The sequence below is a fragment of the Actinoplanes sp. NPDC024001 genome (assembly GCF_040638955.1).
Classification (GTDB): Bacteria; Actinomycetota; Actinomycetes; order Mycobacteriales; family Micromonosporaceae; genus Actinoplanes.
Genome location: NZ_JBEZZB010000090.1, coordinates 1 through 18,801, shown reverse-complemented (window position 1 = coordinate 18,801; position 18,801 = coordinate 1). Strand labels below are relative to the sequence as shown.

Below are 18,801 nucleotides of genomic sequence, written 5' to 3'. Positions count from 1 at the left end.
CGGGCGGCCGCAACCCGGCAGCCGGCCGCGCGGATGCCACGGGCGTCGTAGCTGCGCCTGGGGCGGCGTAGCCCGTACCGGAAAGGGTTTTCTAAAAGATCAGATCCAGCAGCATCACGCAGGCGAAACCGACCACCGAGATGATCGTCTCCATGACCGACCAGGTCTTGATGGTCTGGCCGACGGTCATCCCGAAGTACTCCTTGACCATCCAGAAGCCGGCGTCGTTGACGTGCGAGAAGAAGAGCGAGCCGGCGCCGATCGCGAGGGCGAGCAGGGCGACGCCGGTGCTGTCCAGGCTGCCGGCGAGCGGGGCGACGATGCCGGCCGCGGTGATCGTGGCGACCGTGGCGGAGCCGGTGGCGACGCGGATGCCGACCGCGACCAGCCAGCCCAGCAGCAGCGCGTTGATGTTGGCGTCCCGCGCCGCGTCGGCGATCACGGTGCCCACCCCGGCGTCGACCAGCACCTGCTTGAAGCCGCCGCCGGCGGCGACGATCAGCAGGATGCCGGCGATCGGCGGCAGCGAGCCGCCGAGCACCGCGGAGGTCTCCTTGCGGTCGAAACCGGCCCGGTGACCGAGCGTCCACATCGCGAGGACGACCCCGGCGAGCAGCGCGACCACCGGCTCGCCGGCGATCTCCAGGGCGTTGCGGACGGTGTTGCCCTCGGGGAGGACGAGTTCGCCGACGCCGCGGGCCAGCATCAGCGCGACCGGGAGCAGCACGGTGAGCACAGCCGGCCAGAAACCGGGGCTGCGGCGGCCGGAGACCTGCCGGTCGACGAGTTCGGCCGGGTCGCCGGCGCCCGGGTTGAGCAGGTCGTCGCGGTCCACGAAGTCCCGGCCGCCGGCCGGGCCGGAGCCGGACCGGTCACCGGCGGGTTCGAGCAGCGCGGGCACCGGGACGTGCACGTAGCGGGCGACGAGGTTGGCGAAGACCGGCCCCGCGATGATCACCGTGGGGATCGCGCAGATCAGGCCGAACAGCAGGGTCAGACCGAGGTCGGCGTTCAGGCTGGAGATCGCGACCAGCGGGCCGGGGTGCGGCGGCACCAGGCCGTGCAACACCGAGAGCCCGGCCAGGGCCGGGATGCCCAGACGGAGCAGACCCACATCGGTACGGCGGGCGACCAGCAACACGATCGGCACCAGCAGCACCACGCCGACCTCGAAGAACAGTGGCAGGCCGACCAGGGCGGCGACCCCGGCCATGGCCCACGGCAGGGCCGCGCCCGAGACGCCGTTGACCACCCGGCTGACCACGCTGTCGGCGCCGCCCGACTCGGCGAGCATCGCGCCGATCATCGAACCCAGCGCGATCAGCAGACCGACGCTGCCGACCGTGGTGCCCAGCCCGGTGGTGAACGAGTCGATCGTGCTGCCCGGCGCGGCGCCGGCGGCCAGGCCGAGAACGGCGGAGCCGCCGATCAGGGCCAGGAACGGATGCCACTTGGCCCACGCGATGAGCAGGACGACGACAGCGATGCCGAGCACCGCAGCGAGAACGAGCTGGCCGGTGCCGGCATCGGTGATGGCCTCGGCGGCGATGATCGACATGGGGCGGCGATACCCCTCGCCGACGCACCTGAATCCGCCGAGGCACTCACGTCACCGTGTGTTCGTGCCCACCAACTGCGGCAGCGGGTTCACCAGGCCGGAGGTGCTCAGGGCGGCGACCTGCGGCGGCGTGTCCGGGAAGACCGCCGGGCAGTGCGTGCCCTTCGCCGGGGTGCGGCGCTCGACCAGGTAGGTGTCGATCGCCGCCTGCGCGCACGGGCTCAGCCAGTACGTGCCGTGACCGACGCCGTCATAGGTCAGGAACGTGCTGCTGGGCAGCTGCTTGGCCAGGCTGCGGCCCCACTCGTACGGCGTGGCGACGTCCCAGCGGCTGTTCGCCAGCAGGATCGGCGGCAGCTTGCCGGACGCCTTCAGCCGGTGCGGCGGGTTGCTCACCGGGTACGGCCAGTTCTGGCAGCTCGTCAGGTCGGTCCAGGCGAGCGGGTTGAACCTGGTGTGCGGGGCCAGCCGGTTCTGCACCCGTTCCAGGGCGGCCAGCGCCCTGTACGAGCCCAGCTCGAACCGGTAGTCGGAGCACATCACCGGCAGGTAGCCGTTCTCGACCGGCTCGCCGCGGCGCAGCCGTGCGGTGTCCGCGCCCGCCGGGGCGTCCCCGCCGAGGGCGGCGAGCAGGTTCGCCAGGTCGAACCAGCTGACCGGGTCGTAGAGGTAGCCGAAGATCGCGGAGATCAGGGTCTCCGGCGCGACCTGCTCACCCTCGAAGACCAGTTCGCCGGCCTCGGCCTCGGCGTAGAGCCCGTCGAAGTAGGCGAGCACGTCCTCGTCGTTGAGCACGCACGCCTCGGTGCGCTCGCACCACTTCGCGAACTCGGTGAACGAGCCCTCCATGGCGAGCGACTCGTACGCCTGGTAGCCGAGAATGTTCTGCGAGTGGTCCATGTTCGAGTCCAGCGTCATGGCCCGGATCCGGGTCGGGAACAGCTCGGCGTACTGCTGGCCGATCATCGTCCCGTAGGAGACGCCGTAGTAGCTGATCTTCGACTCGCCGAGGCCGGCCCGGATCGCGTCCATGTCGCGGGCCACGCTGGCGGTGTCCACGAACTTGAACAGCGGGCCGCTCAGCTCCCGGCAACCGGCGAAGAGCTCCCGGTTGGCGGCGCGCAACTTCGCGTACTCCGCGGCGCTCTTCGGATAGGCGAACTCCTGCTGCGCGGCGATGTCGTCGCTGTCGCACTGAATGGCCTGGCTGCGGGCCTGCCCGCGCGGGTCGAAACCGATGATGTCGAACCGGTTGACGATCGCCGGGGAGAACGCGTCACCGGCGGCGAAGGCGAAACTCACGCCGGAACCGCCCGGACCACCCGGGTTGATCAGCAGCGAGCCGATGCGCTGCGCCGGGTCGGCGGCGGGCAGCTTCGCGAGGGCCAGGGTGAGTTTCGGGCCGTGCGGCCGGGACCAGTCGATCGGCACCTCGAGGGTGCCGCAGAGGACCCGTTCGGGGGCCTCCTCGGCGGGATCGCACGGGGCCCAGGCGATGCTCCCCGCCTGCGGGCTGGGCTTTCCCGCCTGCTGGCTGGGCTTGTTGGCGGCGGCCGCCGGAGCGGCCGGGACGAGCAGGAGGAGCGCGAGCAGAGGTACGACTTTGCGTCTCATGGGCGAACCTCATGGGTCGGCGGCAGGGTCGTGGCGTGCCGCCGGCTTGGTCACCGGCGACCGCCCGCCCCATTCAAACCTGCCGATGCAACCGCCGTCAGCCCCGGCCGCCCGCGGATCGTGCGGTCGTTCGTCCGCGGCCCTGTCAGCGGGACAGGCCGGCCTTCACACCGTGGGTGAGTTCGTCGCCGAGGACCTCGGCGTCGCCGCGCGCGACCGCCTCCAGGGCGAGTTTCGCGACCACCGCCGGGTCGGTCTTGCGGTCGGCGGGGACGTTCGCGGCCATGTCGGTGTCCATGTAGCCGACGTGCAGACCGGTCACCGTGATGCCGGCCGGCGCCAGCAGGTCACGGCTGGCGTTCGTCAGGGCCCAGGCCGCGGCCTTCGACGCCGAATATGAACCGGCGGCACCCGGGTGCAGCCAGGACAGCACGGAGAGCACGTTGAGCACGGCTCCCCCGCCGTTGGCCGTGAGCACCGGGGCGAACGCGCGGGTCACGGCGAGCGTGCCGAAGTAGTTGACCTCCATGTCGCGGCGGATGCCGTCCAGGTCACCGTCCAGCAGCGACTCGCCGGCCGCGACGCCGGCGTTGTTGATCAGCAGGGTGGCGTCGGAGGCGGTGGCCGCGGCCCGGGAGATCGACTCGGGGTCGGTCACGTCGAGCCGCAGCGGCACGGCGCCGGGCAGGTCGATGCTCTCGGTGTCGCGGGCGGCGGCATAGACCTTCGCCCCGCGCTCGATCAGCTGGGCGGCGAGGTGGCGCCCGAATCCACGGTTGGCTCCGGTGATGACGGCTACGGCGTCGGTGAGTTCCATGCCGCTTAGATTACGTGCATCATCTAATACGCACCAGGTAATAGATGACACACCTCATCTATAGTTGCGGTCATGGGACGGGTATCGCAGGCGCAGGCCGCACAGAACCGGGAACGGATCGTCGCTACGGCAGCCCGGCTGTTCCGGGAGCGCGGAGTCGCAGGGGTGAGCGTCGCTGATGTGATGGCCGAGGCGGGGATGACGCACGGCGGGTTCTACAAGCACTTCGCGTCGAAGGACGCGCTGGTGGCGGAGGCGGTCACGCAGGCTTTCGCGGAGCAGGCGAGCAGCATCGCGGGGCGGGGCTCGGCACGCAGCGACGACGCGCGGACTGCCCTGCTGGAGGCCTACCTGTCCCCCACTCACCGCGACCACCCCGGCACCGGCTGCCCGTCCGCGGGTTTCGGCGGAGACGTCGCTCGCGCAGCCGGCGGGAACGCGACGCGCCAGGCCTACGCGGACGGGGTCGAGGCCTTCGCGCACCTCGCGGGCGTGGCCGGCGAGGCTGACCTCGCCGCCGTCAGCACCATGGTTGGCGCGCTGCTGCTGTCGCGGGCAACCGCCGGCACGGAACTCTCCGACCGCATCCTGGCCGCCGCCCGCGAGGCCCTGATCAGCCCAGCGGAAGCCCACTCTGCAGCAGCATCAGCGCCTTCTCCAACCGCTGGTAATCGCCCGGCGTGACACCCTCCGCCTGATCGATCCCGTCCGACGGCAGCACCGCGAGCATCGCCCCCACCGCCGCCCCCGCCGTCACCCGGGCCGAGAAATCGTCCGCCGGCAGGCCGGCCCGTTCGGCGATCACCTCGGCCACCATGTCGATGGCGCTGGTCATCTGATGCAGCATCCGGGCCCGCAGCTCCGGCACCCCGAGCACCAGCCGCTGCCGCCGCCGTTCGAACTCCCACGTCTGCGGGCTCATGTCGTCGAACACCCGGCGCATCCCGCGCAGGATCGCCTCGACCGGCGGCACCTCAGCGGGCTGGTCGCGGACCGCCGACAACAGGACGGCGTCGACGTCGTCGACGAGGACCACGTCCTCCTTGGTCGGGAAATACCGGAAGAAGGTGCTCGGCGAGACCTCCGCCGCGTCCGCGATCTGGTCCACGGTGGTCGCCGCGTACCCCTGCTCCTCGAACAACCGCATCGCGTGCTCGCGGATCGCGGCGCGGGTCTTCGCCTTTTTGCGCTCGCGCAGGCTGGTCGGGGGCGCTGTCATACCCCCGATTCTGCCAGCACAGCGGTGTCCTGCCGGGAGCGCGGCAGCACCACGAGCGCGAGCACCGCCCCCACCGCGGTGACCACCCCGGCGGCCACCAGGGAGACGCCCATGCCGTGGGTGAACGCCTCCCGGGCCGCGTCGAGCAGCGCCGGATCCCCGAACGCCGGCGCCGCAACGACACTCTCCCGGACCGCGTCCGGCGCCGAGGCGGGCAGCGCGCCGCGGTAGGCCGAGTTCAGCACGGTGCCGAGCACGGCCACCCCGATCGCGCTGCCGACCTGGCGCAGGGCCTGGATCAGCCCGGAGCCGACGCCGCTGCGTTCCGGGGTGAGCGCGCCGAGCGCCGCGTTCATCGACGGCGGCATGGTGAACCCGAGGCCCACGCCGGCCGCGGTGATCCAGGCGGCGACGTAGCCGTACCCGCTGTCCGGGCCGGTGGCGGCGCCCGCGAACAGCGCGGCGGCCATCACGGCCAGGCCGGTGGCGACGACCGGCCGGGCGCCGAACCGGCCGGCCAGCTTCTCGGCGACGCGGGCGCCGGCCAGCAGGCCGCCGATCACCGGGAGCAGGCGCAGCCCGGTGCCGAGCGCGTCCGCCCCGTCGACCGCCTGGAAGAGCTGCGGCAACGCGAAGAGCAGCCCGAAGAACGCGAACCCGGCGATGGTGGCGAACAGCGTCCCGCCGGTGAACGCCCGGTTCCGGAACAGGTCGAGGTCGATCAGCGGCGCGGCGGCACGCCGCTGCCACAGCACCAGCGCGCCGAGCGCGAACACGCCGACAGCGATGCAGATCAGGGCGCGCGGGTCACTCCAGCCACGTTCCCCGGCTTCGATGATTCCGTACGTGAAAGCGATCAGCCCCGTGGTCGACAGCAGGACTCCGGGCAGGTCGAAGCGGCGGCGCCGGTCGCCGAACGACTCGGGGACCAGCATGCCGACGGCGATCAGGCCGAGCGCGACCAGCGGCAGGTTGATCAGGAAGACGGATCCCCAGTGGAAGGTGTCGAGCATCCAGCCGCCGAGCAGCGGCCCGAGCGGCACGCCGAGCGCGTTGGCGGTGACCCAGATGGACAGCGCGCGCGGGCGTTCCCGCTCGTCGAAGAGGACGGTCAGCACCGCGCCGAGCAACGCCATGATCACCGCGGAGCCGAGCCCGAGGACCGCGCGGGCGGCGATCAACTGACCGGACGTCTCCGCGTAGGCGCAGGCGGCCGAGGCGGCCCCGAAGAGCACCAGGGCGCCGAGGAGGAACCTCTTGCGGCCGTACCGGTCGCCGAGCATGCCCGCCGGCAGCAGCCCGGCGGCCAGAACCAGCAGATATGACGAGGTGAACCACTGGAGGTCGCCGGTGGACGCCTCCAGGTCCCGGGCCAGCGTGGGCAGCGCGACGCTGAGGACCGTGCTGTCCAGACCGATGGCGAGTGTGCAGAGCGAGAGAGCGGCAAGCGCATACCAGCGCGATGTGGAAGTAGCCATATTTTGAGGGTAGCTGTCAAAAGCTACTTGCTCGCAGTTCAATGCGAGACAGTTCCGGATGGGCGCGCCGCCTGCGCGCGCTTGCCGCCCTGTGTCACGATCTTGGATGGCGTCGGCGGGGTGCGGAGGAGCTCGATGAAGAAGGTCATCGGTTGGATCGTGGTGTTCCTGCTGGTCTTCTGGATTGGCACGAACCCCGGCCCGGCCGCCGACGTGGCCCGCAGCCTCGGCCAGGGCGTAGCCGACATCTTCACCAACATCGGCACGTTCTTCGTCGACCTCTCCAACGGCTGACGTGCCCCCACCCGCCGGCGACGCGGAGCATCGGACGACACCCGCGCCGATCCCCGCCGGCGGCCCCACGGAACACTCGGCAGCAGCCGGGCCTGCTCCGAGCGGCGCGGCAGGACGCCCGGCAACAACCGGGCCCGCTCCAAGCGGCCGGCTCCACGGCGCCGCAGGACGCCCGGCAGCAGTTGGGCCCGCTCCATGCGGCCGGCTCGGCGGCGCTGCAGGACGCCCGGCAACAACCGGGCCTGCTCCAAGCGGCGCTGCAGGACGCCCGGCAGCGGCCGGGCCCGCTCCGAGCGGCCGGCTCGGCGGCGTGCGGATTCTCTGCGCCGGCCTGGCAACCGTCGATCTGGTGCAGCAGGTGGAGCGGTTTCCCGGCCCCGACGAGAAGGTGCAGTCGGCATCGGTGGAGGTCGCCGCGGGCGGCCCGGCCGCCAACGCGGCCGTCACCGCCGCCGCGCTCGGTGCCGACGTCACCCTGGTCACGGCGGTCGGCGCGCACCCGCTCGGCGACCTGATCCGTGCCGACCTCGCCGCGCACGGCGTCACCCTGATCGACGTGGCGCCGGACGACCTCGAGCCGCCACCGGTCTCCGCGGTGACGGTGCTGGCCGGCACGGGCGAGCGCACCATCGTCAGCCGTAACGCCGGGAACCGTGCGGTCGGCGTGCCCCAAGGGGGTCTGCCCGAAGCGGACCTGACGCTGGTCGACGGACATCATCCAGCGCTGGCGACAGCCGCGGCGCGCTCCGCGCGGCGCCTGCTGGTCGACGCGGGCAGCTGGCGCCCGGTCTTCGCCGAGATCTTCCCGCACGCCGAGGTGGTGGCCTGCTCAGCGGATTTCCGCCATCCGGCCGCGACCGGGCCCTCCGACCGCGCGACCGCCGAAGCCGTCGCCGCCCCGCACGTCGTCGTCACCCACGGCGCGAACCCGGTCCAGTGGTTCAGCACAGCGAGCGCCCCGCACACCCTCGGCGAAGCCGGCGCGAGCAGCGCGGGTGTCAGCACAGCTGACGCCGCCAGGTCCGGCGCAAGCACAGCAGAAGCTGGCAAGTCAGGCGCGAGCACAGCAGAAACCGACAGGCCGGGCGCGAGCACAGCAGAAACCGACAGGCCGGGCGCGAGCACAGCGGACGCTGGTAGGTCGGGCGCGAGCACAGCGGACGCCGGCGGGTCGGGCGTGAGCGCTTCGGGCGCGATCGACGTGCCGCGGGTCAAGGCTGTGGACACGGCGGGCGCCGGGGACGCCTTCCACGGCGCGCTAGCTGTCGCCCTCGCCCGCGGCGACGACCTGCCGACCGCGATCGCCTACGCGATATCGGTGGCCGCGACCCGCGTGACACATGCCGGCCCGCGCGCCTGGCTCGCCCACCTCCGCTGACTCGCCGCCACCAGAAGCACAGCCCGCAAGGCCGGCGCCGGCCTGCGCGGCGATCGCTACGCCGGTGGCGAGCGAGTCGTGGAAGGCGCGGAACGAGAAGGGCGCCCCGCCAAGCCGGCGCAACGAGAGGGCGCCCCACCAAGCCGGCGCAACGAGAGGGCGCCCCACCAAGCCGGCGCAACGAGAGGGCGCCCCGCCGAGCCGGCGCAACGGGAGGGGCGCCCCACCAAGCCGGCGCAGCGAGAGGGCGGCCCGCCGAGCCGGCGCAACGGGAGGGGCGGCCCGCCGAGCCGGCGGACCGCCCACAGCCGGGAGAACCCGATCAGACCGTGCGCGCCAGGCGATCCGCCAGCAGCTTCGCGAAGCGCGCCGGGTCATCCAGGTCGCCGCCCTCGGCCAGCAGGGCCGTGCCGTAGAGAAGCTCCGCCGTGTCCGGCAGCGCCGGGTCGTCGGCGCCGCGCTCGTGCGCCGCGCGCAGGCCCGAGACGAGCGGGTGGTTCGGGTTGAGCTCGAGGATCCGCTTGACCCGCGGGCCCTCCTGGCCCATCGCCCGGTACATCTTCTCCAGCGCCGGGGTGATGTCGTCGGCGTCGCTGACCAGGCAGGCCGCCGAGGTGGTCAGCCGGTGCGACAGGCGCACCTCCTTGACCCGCTCGTCCAGCTTCTCCTTGAGGAATCCGAGCAGCGGGCCGAAGTCGCCCTCGGGCTGCTTCTCCTCCTCGTCCTTCTTCAGGTCGACCGAGCCCCGGGCGATCGAGCGCAGCTTCTTGCCCTCGAACTCGGGCACCACGTCGACCCAGATCTCGTCGACCGGGTCGGTGAGGATCAGCACCTCGTAGCCCTGCTCGCTGAACGCCTCCATGTGCGGCGAGTTCTCCACCTGGGAGCGGCTCTCGCCGGTCAGGAAGTAGATCTCCTCCTGGCCCTCCTTCATCCGCTCCACGTAACCGGCGAGCGTCGTCGGCTCGGCGCCGTGGGTGGTGGCGAACGAGGCGATCTCCAGGATCGGCTTGTGGTTGTCCGGCTCGCTGAGCAGGCCCTCCTTGACGGCCCGGCCGAACTCGCGCCAGAACGTCGCGTATTTCTCCGGGTTGCTGCTCATCAGGTCCTTGATGGTGGACAGGACCTTCTTGACCAGGCGGCGCCGGATCATCTGGATGTGCCGGTCCTGCTGCAGGATCTCCCGGGAGATGTTCAGCGACAGGTCGGCCGCGTCCACCACGCCCTTGACGAAGCGCAGGTAGTCGGGGATCAGCTCCTTGCTGTCGTCCATGATGAAGACGCGCTTGACGTAGAGCTGCAGGCCGCGGCGGGCGTCCCGCTGGAACAGGTCGTGCGGGGCGCGCGAGGGGATGAACAGGAGGGCTTCATACTCGAAGGTGCCCTCCGCCTTCATGTTGATGATCTCGAGCGGGTCGGTCCAGTCGTGGCTGATGTGCCGGTAGAACTGGTGGTACTCCTCGTCGGTGACCTCGCTGCGCGGGCGGGCCCACAGCGCCTTCATCGAGTTGAGGGTGTCCTCGCCCTTGCGGATCGGGAACGAGATGAAGTCCGAGTACCGCTTGACGATCTCCCGGATCTTCCAGTCGTCGGTGTAGTCGTAGAGCGCGTCGTCCTCGTCCTTGGGCCGCAGGTGCAGGGTCACGCTCGTGCCGACCGGCGCGTCCGGCGCGTCGTCGATCGTGTAGGTGCCCTCGCCCGCGGACTCCCAGCGGGTGCCGTGCCCCTCGGTGCCGGCCTTGCGGGTCACCAGGGTGACCTTGTCGGCCACCATGAACGTCGAGTAGAAGCCGACGCCGAACTGGCCGATCAGCTCGGTGTCGCCCTTGGCCTCGGCGGCCTCCTTGAGCTTGGTGAGCAGCTCCGCGGTGCCGGACTTGGCGATCGTGCCGATCAGCTCGACCACCTCCTCGCGGGTCATGCCGATGCCGTTGTCGCGGACCGTCAGGGTCCGGGCCTCGGTGTCCGTCTCGACCTCGATGTGCAGGTCGGAGGTGTCCGCCTCCAGGCCGTCCTGCAACTTGGCCAGGCGCAACTTGTCCAGCGCGTCAGACGCATTGGAGATCAGCTCGCGCAGGAAGATGTCCTTGTTCGAATAGATCGAGTGGACCATCAGCTGCAGCAGCTGGCGCGCCTCGGCCTGGAACTCCAACGTCTCCATCGTCACCCTTTGTCGTCAAACATGCTCGACCGTCATGTCCCGGTGTTACCCACCGATCGTATGACGTCCGGCTCAGGCGGCGTCGAACCATCCCTTGCCCGCCGACCAGTGGCGCACCCAGCCGGCGAAACCGGGCTCGCCGGTGTCGCGGCCGAACGCGGCGCCGAACGGCACGGCGCCCTCACCGGAGATCATCCAGACGTGGCCGCGGTGCGGGCCGGTGACGACAAGATGCCAGTACATCCCGCAGCCGTCGGTGCCGAGCACGATCGAGCCGTCGTTGCAGACCCGCTCGATCAGGTCGTCGTCGGGCTCGTCGTCCTCCTCCCACAGCCACTCGGCGGTGAGCGGGAACGGGCGGGCGAGGACCCGCTCCGGCCGGTCGTCACCCCAGTCGGCGGGCAGGTCGGCGAGGGCGACCAGGCCGTAGTCGGGTGGGCCGGCGAACGAGCCGTCGGAGATCTCGGCGACGAACGACCGGTAGGGCTCCGGCAGGGTCACCCCGTGCCGGGCCTCGAACGCGTGCACGGCGGGCCAGCCGAGGGCCGACTTGCCGTCGTCGTCGGCGCCGAGGGCGTCGCGCAGCTCGGCGAGAACGGCGGGGCCGGCCTGTTCGATATCCATGCCGCTATGAATAGCAGCCGGGTCCGACAGTTTCGCCGCGGTCAGCAGCCCGGGCCGGCCGCCATGCCGTCGACGATCCGGTAGCGGGAGAGGTCGCCCTTCACGTAGTCCCGGAGCTGGCGCACGTTACGCGGAGTCTCGCCGTGCTGGGCCACGTACCCGACGATGGCGGTATCCACGGCGCGGCAGGTGGCCTGGTCGGCGACGACGCCGGCGTTCGCCTCGAGCCGCTGCGGGTTCAACGCAGCGTAAGAAACGCCGGAAATACTCACCGTCACCGCCGCGGCCATCGCCAGCTCCATCATTCGCACCCGAGCAGGCTAGTCACGATCACTGAATGTATCCAGCTGGCCGATCGGCCGAGATGACGAACCCGAAGAGTGACGGCCAAGAGCACGAATGAATCGGCGTGAGGCTTTACCCGGTCACCGCCGCCCACATACGGTGATTACTCGGAGCAACGGTCTGATAACGCTGGAGGATCCCATGCGTCGTGCCGCTGTCGTTCTCGCCCTCACTCTCGCCGGTCTCTGGATCGCCTCCCCCGCTCAGGCGTTCGCGCACAACCGGGTGCACAGCCCGGCCCTGCACGCCCTGCTCGACGGCCTCACCCTGCTGGTGGTCTCGGCGCCGGTCTGGACGGCGCTGCTGTGGAGTGGCGGGCGCCGGTGGCTCCTGGCCGCGCTCATCGGGGTGGTGCAGATCCCGGTGGCGATCATCGGCTTCGTGCCGATCGCCGACCCGTACCTGCATCTGGCCCTGTTCGCTTTCGCCCTGGCCCTCACCGCGGTGTCGTTGCGGCTCGTGCGGGCGCAGGCCCGCGCCGCGGCGGCGGTCCCAGTTCGCCGGTGACGGGCAAGCTGAGAGGCGGCCCGGCCGCCTCTCAGCGGACGCGTCATCCGATGTGATGCCCGCGTAACGTGCCCGCAAGTGAGGCTCACCACAATGGGCTGCGTGGTGACCGAGACGCTGATGCCCGTCAACGGCATCCAGGTGTGTGTGGAGACCTTCGGCGAGCCCGCCGAACCGCCGTTGTTGCTGCTCGCCGGCGAGGCCAACTCGATGGACTGGTGGGACGACGAGTTCTGCCGGCGGCTCGCGGCCGGTGGCCGGTTCGTGATCCGCTACGACCACCGGGACACCGGCCGCTCGACCTGTTTCCCGGTCGGGGTGCCCGGTTACACCGGCCTCGATCTGATGAACGACGCCCTCGGGGTGCTCGACGCCCTGGGCGTGCCGGCCGCCCACCTGGTCGGGTTCTCGCTCGGCGGCGCCCTCGGCATGCGGATCGCGGTCCGCCATCCACGGCGGGTCCTCGGGCTGACCCTGCTGTCGACCAGCGCCGACGGCACCACGACCGACACCACCCACGCCGAGGTCGACTGGTCGAACCGCAAGGCCGCGGTGGCCGGCCTGGTCGCCGAGGTGATCGCCCACGGCGGCCCGTTCACCCCGGAGGAACCGCAGCTGCGCCGCCTCGCCGAGCGCGTCTTCGACCGGTCCGCCGGGCTGGCCGCGGCCCGCGACAACCACCGGCTAGCCGGTTACGGCCCACCGATCCGGGACCGGCTCGGCGACATCACCGCACCGACCGTGGTCCTGCACGGCACCCTCGACCAGCGCTTCCCGGCGGAACATCCGGAGGAGCTGGCCCGCGTCATCCCCGGCGCCCGCCTGGTCTGGCTGGACGGCGTCGGCCACGAGTTCCCGCCCCGCGCCGTCTGGGACCGGGTGATCGCCGAGATCCTGGCCTGACATCATCGGCGCGTGCTGCTCCGCGTCGCCGTGCCCCTCGCCGTCCTCGTCACCGCCCTGATGCTGCTCCACGGTCTCGTGCCGAACCGGCTCGGCCACCTCGGCAGTCTCGTCGAGGCCTTCCGCCCCTGGCTGGGCCTGGGCGTTCCGGTGCTGCTGGCGCTCGCCCTGTGGCGCCGTTCAGTCGCGATCCTGCTGACCGCGCTGCTGCCGCTCGCCGTCTGGGCCGTGGTGTTCGGCGGCCAGGTGTTCCCCACCACCGGCAAGGGGTCGTCGCTGACCGCGGTGCAGCACAACGTCAGCGACGAGAACCCCGATCCGGCCGGCACCGTCCGCACCCTCGTGGAGGGGAAACCGGATCTGGTCGGGCTGCAGGAGGTCACCCCGGAGGCGCTGCCGGCTTACGCGGCCGCGTTCGGCGCGGACTATCCGCATCACACCGTGCAGGGCACGGTCGCGCTCTGGTCGCGGCATCCGCTGCGGGAGGCGCGTGCGCTCGACATCCGGCCGGCTGCCTTCGGCGCCGACTGGAACCGCGGGCTGCGCGCGGTGGCGCAGACCCCGATCGGCGACATCGCGGTCTACGTCGCGCACCTGCCGTCGGTGCGGCTCGGCCTGGGCGGTTTCGATTGCCTACGCCGAGACGAGAGCGCCCGCAAACTCGCCGCGGCCGTCGGTGCCGAACCGGTGGACAGGGTGGTGCTGCTCGGCGACCTGAACAGCACGATCGACGACCGCGGGCTGGCGCCGGTCACCGGGCTGCTGGCGACCGGCCGGTCCACCTTCCCGTTCAGCTGGCCCGCCACCCTGCCGGTGGCCCGGGTCGACCAGATCATGGTGCGCTCGATGACCGTCCCCGAGCTGTGGTCACTGGAGCGCACCGGCAGCGACCACCTGCCGATCGCGGCCACCCTCGACCTCTGACGAGTCACTCGCGCGGGGCCCGCAGCGCGGTGAGCAGCGCGAGTCCCGCGATCACCGACCCGGCGCAGGCGCCCAGGTAGGCGACGATCAGGAAGAGCGCCCCGCCCCCGCCGAGCCCGGCCAGGGCGAGCGCCATCAGCAGCGCGCCGGTGCCGCCGCCGACGGTGAGGATCCAGGCGGCGCCTTTCTGCGCCGGGGTCCAGCGGCTCGAGCCGGTGGCGATCAGCAGGCCGGCCGCCGGGCTGATCACCGGCAGCACGAACGTGCCGGCGAGCAGCAGCGCGATCGCCGCGTGCTCGGCCCCGCCACCCGGCGTGGGGGTGGACGCGACCGGGCGTGCGACCGGCGCGGCGGGAACCGGCGCGGGCAGCCGCAGGTGCGTCGGCATCCCGCCCCGGCGGACGGCCGCCGCCAGCTGCTCCGGCGGCCCGAGCCGGCCGAGGATCAGGGCCGGGTCCTCGGCGAGGTCCTGGCGCAGGGCGATGTAGCCGGTCACCGTCCGCATCAGATCGTCGCGGGTCTCGGGCGACAGGTCGTCGGTGACGGCCCAGAGCGCGGCGAGGTAGTCGAGGACGAGCGTGTCGGCTTGGGCTGTCGGTGCCGTGGTCATGCTTCCTCCCGGGCTTCGGCGATGCTGTCAGCCTCGCCCGGGAGCGCGGCGGCGCACATCCCTCCCCGGTTCGATCCGTCCGGGCGCGACTACACCTTTAGGCTGATCCCCCATGCGACTGGTCTCCCTGCTGCCGTCCGCCACCGAGATCGTCTACGCCCTCGGGCTGGGCGACGACCTGGTCGGCGTGACGTTCGAGTGTGACGAGCCGCCCGCGGCCCGCGAGACGAAGACCGTGGTGGTCGGCGGGCGCGACACCAGGGGCATGACGCCGGCCGAGATCGACGACTACGTGCGCACCGAGATGGCCTCCGGCGGGGATCTCTACACCCTGCACGCGGACGCGCTGGCCGGCCTGAACCCGGACCTGATCCTCACCCAGGACCTCTGCCGGGTGTGCGCGCTGCCGTCCGGGCACGTCGACGACGCGCTGAGCCACCTCGGCTGCCGGTCGGACGTGCTGTCGCTGGACCCGCACACCCTCGCCGACGTGCTCGGCACCTTCGCGGAGGTGGCGCGCGCGGTGGGCGTACCGGAAAGGGGCCGTGACCTGGTCGCCGCGCTGGAGGAACGCCTGGCGCGGGTGGCCGCGGCGGTGGCCGGCCGCCCGCGGCCGAAGGTGGCCGTGGTGGAGTGGGTGGATCCGCCGTTCGGCGCGGGGCACTGGGTGCCGGACCTGATCGCCGCGGCCGGCGGCGAGCCGGTGGCGGCACGGCCGGGGCAACGCTCGGTGGCGCTGACCTGGGCGGAGCTGGCGGCGCCGGAGCCGGACGTGGTCCTGGTGACGCCGTGCGGCTACCACCTGGAGGGTGCGGCGCGGCAGGCGGAGACGGTGGCGCCGCACTTCCCGGGCGCCGCGGTGTGGGCGATCGACGGCGACGGCCTGGTGGTGCGCCCCGGTCCGCGGCTGGTCGACGGCGTGGAGGCGATCGCCGCGATCCTGCACCCGGACGCCGTCCCACCCGCCCCGCCCGGCACCACCACCAGAGTCGCCTGACCCCTCAGCTCTGCGCTTGGATGCGCAACCAGAGTCGCGTTGCGCCCGCCGGTGTCGAGGACGCCGACATCGGCGAGGCGCAGGCGTGGGCGATTTCGGTGGCCTCGACACCGGCGTCCCAGGGCGCAACGCCCGCGAGCCGGAGGCGACGCCGGTGAGCAGAGTACAGCCAGGCGATGTCGCGGCCGAACGACCAGGCCAGCGAGCCGAGCGCGACGGCGAGGGCGGCGACCGCGAGCCACGTCGGGAGCAGGCCGCTGACCACGACGGCGAGCATGACGCCCTGCTGGGCGGCGACCACCTTGCGGCTGAACTTCGGCGGCAGCGGCGCGTTCAGCCACGGGGCCACCCAGGCGGCGGCGACGAAGACGTAGCGGAAGGCGCCGATCGCCAGGGCCCACCAGCCGTACTCGACGGCCGCGGCGGCGCTGAGCGCCAGGATCAGGTAGGCGTCGACCTCCATGTCGAAGCGGGCGCCGAGCGAGGTGGTGGTCCCGGTACGCCGGGCGATCTGGCCGTCCACCCCGTCCATCGCCAGCGCGACCGCGGCGATCGTCACCACGAGCAGCTTCGGCGCGCCGGACAGCAGCAGCGCGGTGACCCCGCCGGTAAGGATGGCCCTTCCGAGGGTGACCGAGTTGGCCCAGCCCAGGTCACGCATCCCGGAGCGGCGCAGCGCGACGGCGAGCAGTCCGCACAGGACCGCTCCGTAGGCGACCCCCGCCACCCAGCCCGGCGTGCTGAGCCCCACGGTCGCGGCGAGCGCGGCGAGCAGGAGAAGCTGGGCCGCGAACCCGGCCAGTGGAGCCCGGGCCGGACTCGTCGTGGTCGTGGCGGTACTGATGGTCACCGTTCCTCCTGGACGTAGGGTTTAGCGGCTGTCCCCGATTGACACGCTCGCCGGGGGATTTCGGTTCACAGGGAGGCCAACTCTTGTCGACTACGGCTCGCGCGTTCTGGTTGAGTTCCCCCGGTACGGGTGAGATACGCACCGAGCCGGTGACCGATCCCGGACCGGGTGAGGTGCTGGTCCGCACACTCCACTCCGGGGTGAGCCGCGGCACCGAGACCCTCGTCTTCCAGGGCCGGGTGCCGCAGAACCAGTGGTCGGCCATGCGGGCGCCGTTCCAGGCCGGCGATTTCCCGGCCCCGGTGAAGTACGGCTACCTCAACGTCGGCGTGGTCGAGGCCGGCGCCCCCGAGCTGGTCGGCAGGACCGTCTTCTGCCTGTTCCCGCACCAGACCCGCTACGTCGTCCCGGCGGAATCGGTCACCGTGGTCCCGGACGGGGTGCCGGCCGCCCGCGCGGTCCTCACCGGAACCGTGGAGACCGCGGTCAACGCCGTCTGGGACGCACACCCGCAGATCGGCGACCGGATCTCGGTGGTCGGCGGCGGCATGGTCGGCTCCTCGGTCGCCGCGGTGCTGGCCGGTTTCCCCGGCACCGACGTGCAGCTGGTCGACACCGACCCCAGCCGCGAAGAAATCGCCAAGAAGCTACAAATCGGATTCGCGGAGCCGGGCAGCGCCGACGAGAACCGCGACCTGGTCATCCACGCCAGCGCCACCGAACAGGGCCTGAACCGGGCGCTGGAGCTCCTCGCGCCGGGCGGAACCGTGGTGGAGCTGAGCTGGTTCGGCGACCGGCAGATCGCGATCCCGCTCGGTGAGTTCTTCCACTCCCGCCGCCTCACCATCCGCAGCAGCCAGGTCGGCGGCATCCGGCCCGACCGCCGCCGCACCTACGCCGAACGCCTCGCCGTCGCCCTGGACCTGCTGCGGGACCCACGCTTCGACGCCCTGGTCACCGGACACTCCCCCTTCGACGAGATGCCGCGGGTGCTGCCCCGGCTCGCCGACGGCAGCCTGGCCGCGCTCTGTCACGTGATCGACTACCCGGACGGGAATTGATCTTTTCGGGATCGGGTACCCGTAGTACTCCCACGATCGACTCAGAGGAGATGAGCCCTTGTTCAGCGTCACCGTCCGCGACCACATCATGATCGCCCACAGTTTCTCCGGCGAGGTCTTCGGCCCGGCGCAGCGGCTGCACGGCGCCACCTTCGTGGTGGACGCCACGTTCCGCCGCCCCGACCTGGACGACGACAACATCGTGGTCGACATCGGCCGGGCGAGCGAGCAGCTGAAGACCATCTGCTCCGGGCTCAGCTACCGCAACCTCGACGACGACCCGGAGTTCTCGGGGGTCAACACCTCCACCGAGTTCCTGGCCAAGGTGATCGCCGACCGGCTCGCGGTGCGGATCAAGGCCGGCGAGTTCGGCCCGGGCGCGAGCGGGCTGACCGGCATCGAGGTCAAGCTGCACGAGTCGCACATCGCCTGGGCCGCCTACGAGCGCACCCTGTGAGATTGTTCGCGGTGCTGCCGGGTGGCATCGACGACCCGGCAGCGCCGAGCGGCGGCAACCGCTACGACCGCGAGGCGCTGCGGCGCCTCGCCGCGGCTGCGCCCGGCGGCAAACCCTTCGAGGTACGGGAGGAGCTGGTCGCCGGCAGCTGGCCGCGTCCCGGACCGTCCGAGCGGCGGGCCCTGGCCGAGGTGCTCGGCGGTGTCCCGGACAGCGCGACCGTCCTGCTCGACGGCCTGGTCGCCGGCGGGGTGCCGGACCTGCTCGAACCGCACGCGCACCGGCTGCGCCTGGCCGTCCTGGTGCACCTGCCGCTCGGTGACGAGACCGGGCTCAGCAGCGCCGAGGCCGCCGAGCTCACCGCCCTGGAACGCCGGACGCTGCACCTCGCCGCGACCGTGATCGCGACGAGCAACCAGGCCGCCCGGCACATCTCGGACATATACGAAGTGCCGGCCGTGGAGGTGGCGCTGCCCGGGGTCGATCCCGCCCCGCCGGCCGAACCTTCACCCGGCGGCACCCGCCTGCTCACCGTGGCGTCGCTGACCCCGCGCAAGGGCCAGGACGTCCTGCTCGCCGCGCTGCGCCGGCTCACCGACCTCGACTGGACCTGCACCCTGGTAGGCGCCGGCCCGCGGGTGAACGCGGGATCCGATCCGCGCCCCGGCTCCACGCGCACCGAAGCAACCGCCGGCCCGCGGGTGGACTTCGGCGCCGGTGCGCACCCGGAGTTCACACGGTGGGCCGGGGAGGGCGGCGAGCGGGTGCGGTTCGCCGGGCCGCTCACCGGGGCGGCCCTCGACGACGCGTACGCCCAGGCCGATCTTTTCGTGCTGCCGTCGCGCGCGGAGACGTACGGCATGGTGGTGACCGAAGCGCTCGCCCGTGGCCTGCCGGTGGTGGCGAGCGACGTCGGCGGCGTGCCGGAGGCGCTCGGCGCCGCGCCCGGCGGCGGCCGGCCCGCGGGTCGACGCCGATCTGCTTCAGGGCGTCAAGCAGCGGGC

Annotated in this window: 20 protein-coding genes; 10 read left to right on the top strand and 10 right to left on the bottom strand. The window is 72.2% G+C overall.

All coding sequences use genetic code 11. The features are described 5' to 3' along the window. Positions 1-91: 91 nt before the first annotated feature. The 3 genes from AB0F81_RS30420 to AB0F81_RS30410 all read right to left on the bottom strand — a co-directional run bounded on the left by AB0F81_RS30420 (position 92) and on the right by AB0F81_RS30410 (position 3,989). Positions 92-1,558, bottom strand: a complete 1,467-nt coding sequence (locus AB0F81_RS30420; RefSeq protein WP_360202750.1) for an SLC13 family permease — start codon at positions 1,556-1,558, stop codon at positions 92-94. A 51-nt stretch (positions 1,559-1,609) separates the two neighbouring features. After that, positions 1,610-3,172: an alpha/beta hydrolase gene (locus AB0F81_RS30415; RefSeq protein WP_360202748.1), complete on the bottom strand. Its 1,563-nt coding sequence runs from the start codon at positions 3,170-3,172 to the stop codon at positions 1,610-1,612. Positions 3,173-3,317: 145 nt separating this feature from the next. Next, positions 3,318-3,989, bottom strand: coding sequence for an SDR family oxidoreductase (locus tag AB0F81_RS30410; protein ID WP_360202746.1), 672 nt, complete (start codon positions 3,987-3,989; stop codon positions 3,318-3,320). A gap of 72 nt (positions 3,990-4,061) precedes the next feature. On the opposite strand from AB0F81_RS30410, the gene AB0F81_RS30405 reads away from it, so the two are divergent. Then, complete coding sequence (locus tag AB0F81_RS30405) at positions 4,062-4,673, top strand: TetR family transcriptional regulator (protein ID WP_360202745.1); 612 nt, start codon at positions 4,062-4,064, stop codon at positions 4,671-4,673. Here the strand turns inward: AB0F81_RS30405 and AB0F81_RS30400 are convergent. Together AB0F81_RS30400 and AB0F81_RS30395 are read right to left on the bottom strand one after the other, a co-directional pair. Continuing rightward, positions 4,603-5,208, bottom strand: coding sequence for a TetR family transcriptional regulator (locus AB0F81_RS30400; RefSeq protein ID WP_360202743.1), 606 nt, complete (start codon positions 5,206-5,208; stop codon positions 4,603-4,605). The genes AB0F81_RS30405 and AB0F81_RS30400 overlap by 71 nt on opposite strands. After that, entirely contained in the window at positions 5,205-6,686 is a 1,482-nt protein-coding gene (locus tag AB0F81_RS30395; RefSeq protein ID WP_360202741.1) for an MFS transporter, read from the bottom strand. The genes AB0F81_RS30400 and AB0F81_RS30395 overlap by 4 nt, the downstream gene beginning before the upstream one ends. Positions 6,687-6,821: 135 nt before the next feature. On the opposite strand from AB0F81_RS30395, the gene AB0F81_RS30390 reads away from it, so the two are divergent. Then, positions 6,822-6,980 carry a hypothetical protein gene (locus tag AB0F81_RS30390; protein WP_360202739.1) on the top strand — a complete coding sequence of 53 codons (159 nt, stop codon included), beginning with the start codon at positions 6,822-6,824 and terminating at the stop codon, positions 6,978-6,980. A gap of 310 nt (positions 6,981-7,290) precedes the next feature. Then, entirely contained in the window at positions 7,291-8,358 is a 1,068-nt protein-coding gene (locus AB0F81_RS30385; protein WP_360202737.1) for a PfkB family carbohydrate kinase, read from the top strand. A gap of 322 nt (positions 8,359-8,680) precedes the next feature. On the opposite strand, the gene htpG is transcribed toward AB0F81_RS30385, so the two are convergent. The 3 genes from htpG to AB0F81_RS30370 all read right to left on the bottom strand — a co-directional run bounded on the left by htpG (position 8,681) and on the right by AB0F81_RS30370 (position 11,448). Continuing rightward, entirely contained in the window at positions 8,681-10,525 is a 1,845-nt protein-coding gene (gene htpG / locus AB0F81_RS30380) for a molecular chaperone HtpG (RefSeq protein WP_360202735.1), read from the bottom strand. A 66-nt stretch (positions 10,526-10,591) separates the two neighbouring features. Beyond that, positions 10,592-11,143 (bottom strand): SMI1/KNR4 family protein, encoded by a 552-nt coding sequence (locus AB0F81_RS30375; RefSeq protein WP_360202733.1) that lies wholly within the window; start codon positions 11,141-11,143, stop codon positions 10,592-10,594. 41 nt (positions 11,144-11,184) lie between these two features. Next, entirely contained in the window at positions 11,185-11,448 is a 264-nt protein-coding gene (locus tag AB0F81_RS30370; protein ID WP_360202784.1) for a hypothetical protein, read from the bottom strand. Positions 11,449-11,629: 181 nt separating this feature from the next. On the opposite strand from AB0F81_RS30370, the gene AB0F81_RS30365 reads away from it, so the two are divergent. From AB0F81_RS30365 to AB0F81_RS30355, 3 genes are all read left to right on the top strand, one after another. Then, a complete protein-coding gene (locus AB0F81_RS30365) occupies positions 11,630-11,995 on the top strand; it encodes a hypothetical protein (protein WP_360202731.1) in 366 nt (121 codons plus the stop codon). Between the two features lie 78 nt (positions 11,996-12,073). Then, the gene (locus AB0F81_RS30360) at positions 12,074-12,898 is read left to right on the top strand and encodes an alpha/beta hydrolase (RefSeq protein WP_360202730.1); all 825 of its coding nucleotides are present in this window, start codon (positions 12,074-12,076) and stop codon (positions 12,896-12,898) included. Between the two features lie 12 nt (positions 12,899-12,910). After that, positions 12,911-13,822 (top strand): endonuclease/exonuclease/phosphatase family protein, encoded by a 912-nt coding sequence (locus AB0F81_RS30355; protein WP_360202728.1) that lies wholly within the window; start codon positions 12,911-12,913, stop codon positions 13,820-13,822. Between the two features lie 4 nt (positions 13,823-13,826). Here AB0F81_RS30355 and AB0F81_RS30350 read toward each other — a convergent pair whose 3' ends face one another. Then, on the bottom strand, positions 13,827-14,432 hold the full coding sequence (locus AB0F81_RS30350; RefSeq protein ID WP_360202727.1) for a hypothetical protein: 606 nt from the start codon (positions 14,430-14,432) through the stop codon (positions 13,827-13,829). A gap of 112 nt (positions 14,433-14,544) precedes the next feature. Between AB0F81_RS30350 and AB0F81_RS30345 the strand changes: the two genes are divergently transcribed. Continuing rightward, positions 14,545-15,429, top strand: a complete 885-nt coding sequence (locus AB0F81_RS30345; RefSeq protein ID WP_360202725.1) for an ABC transporter substrate-binding protein — start codon at positions 14,545-14,547, stop codon at positions 15,427-15,429. Between the two features lie 4 nt (positions 15,430-15,433). Here the strand turns inward: AB0F81_RS30345 and AB0F81_RS30340 are convergent, their stop codons facing one another. Further along, entirely contained in the window at positions 15,434-16,279 is an 846-nt protein-coding gene (locus AB0F81_RS30340; protein ID WP_360202724.1) for a CDP-alcohol phosphatidyltransferase family protein, read from the bottom strand. Positions 16,280-16,362: 83 nt separating this feature from the next. Here AB0F81_RS30340 and AB0F81_RS30335 point away from each other — a divergent pair, with 83 nt between their 5' ends. The 3 genes from AB0F81_RS30335 to AB0F81_RS30325 all read left to right on the top strand — a co-directional run. Beyond that, positions 16,363-17,340 (top strand): zinc-binding alcohol dehydrogenase, encoded by a 978-nt coding sequence (locus AB0F81_RS30335; RefSeq protein WP_360202723.1) that lies wholly within the window; start codon positions 16,363-16,365, stop codon positions 17,338-17,340. A 58-nt stretch (positions 17,341-17,398) separates the two neighbouring features. Continuing rightward, positions 17,399-17,797 (top strand): 6-carboxytetrahydropterin synthase, encoded by a 399-nt coding sequence (locus AB0F81_RS30330; protein ID WP_328469950.1) that lies wholly within the window; start codon positions 17,399-17,401, stop codon positions 17,795-17,797. Continuing rightward, positions 17,794-18,801, top strand: a 1,008-nt coding sequence (locus tag AB0F81_RS30325; protein ID WP_360202721.1) for a glycosyltransferase family 4 protein, incomplete at its 3' end; no start/stop codon positions are given. The genes AB0F81_RS30330 and AB0F81_RS30325, both read left to right, overlap by 4 nt.

Coding starts and splice junctions, on each gene's coding strand:
- AB0F81_RS30400 (WP_360202743.1), bottom strand. CDS start 5,208: ATGACAGCGCCCCCGACCAGCCTGCGCGAGCGCAAAAAGGCGAAGACC.
- AB0F81_RS30420 (WP_360202750.1), bottom strand. CDS start 1,558: ATGTCGATCATCGCCGCCGAGGCCATCACCGATGCCGGCACCGGCCAG.
- AB0F81_RS30365 (WP_360202731.1), top strand. CDS start 11,630: ATGCGTCGTGCCGCTGTCGTTCTCGCCCTCACTCTCGCCGGTCTCTGG.
- AB0F81_RS30415 (WP_360202748.1), bottom strand. CDS start 3,172: ATGAGACGCAAAGTCGTACCTCTGCTCGCGCTCCTCCTGCTCGTCCCG.
- AB0F81_RS30395 (WP_360202741.1), bottom strand. CDS start 6,686: ATGGCTACTTCCACATCGCGCTGGTATGCGCTTGCCGCTCTCTCGCTC.
- AB0F81_RS30410 (WP_360202746.1), bottom strand. CDS start 3,989: ATGGAACTCACCGACGCCGTAGCCGTCATCACCGGAGCCAACCGTGGA.
- AB0F81_RS30345 (WP_360202725.1), top strand. CDS start 14,545: ATGCGACTGGTCTCCCTGCTGCCGTCCGCCACCGAGATCGTCTACGCC.
- AB0F81_RS30350 (WP_360202727.1), bottom strand. CDS start 14,432: ATGACCACGGCACCGACAGCCCAAGCCGACACGCTCGTCCTCGACTAC.
- AB0F81_RS30375 (WP_360202733.1), bottom strand. CDS start 11,143: ATGGATATCGAACAGGCCGGCCCCGCCGTTCTCGCCGAGCTGCGCGAC.
- AB0F81_RS30370 (WP_360202784.1), bottom strand. CDS start 11,448: ATGATGGAGCTGGCGATGGCCGCGGCGGTGACGGTGAGTATTTCCGGC.
- AB0F81_RS30390 (WP_360202739.1), top strand. CDS start 6,822: ATGAAGAAGGTCATCGGTTGGATCGTGGTGTTCCTGCTGGTCTTCTGG.
- AB0F81_RS30405 (WP_360202745.1), top strand. CDS start 4,062: ATGGGACGGGTATCGCAGGCGCAGGCCGCACAGAACCGGGAACGGATC.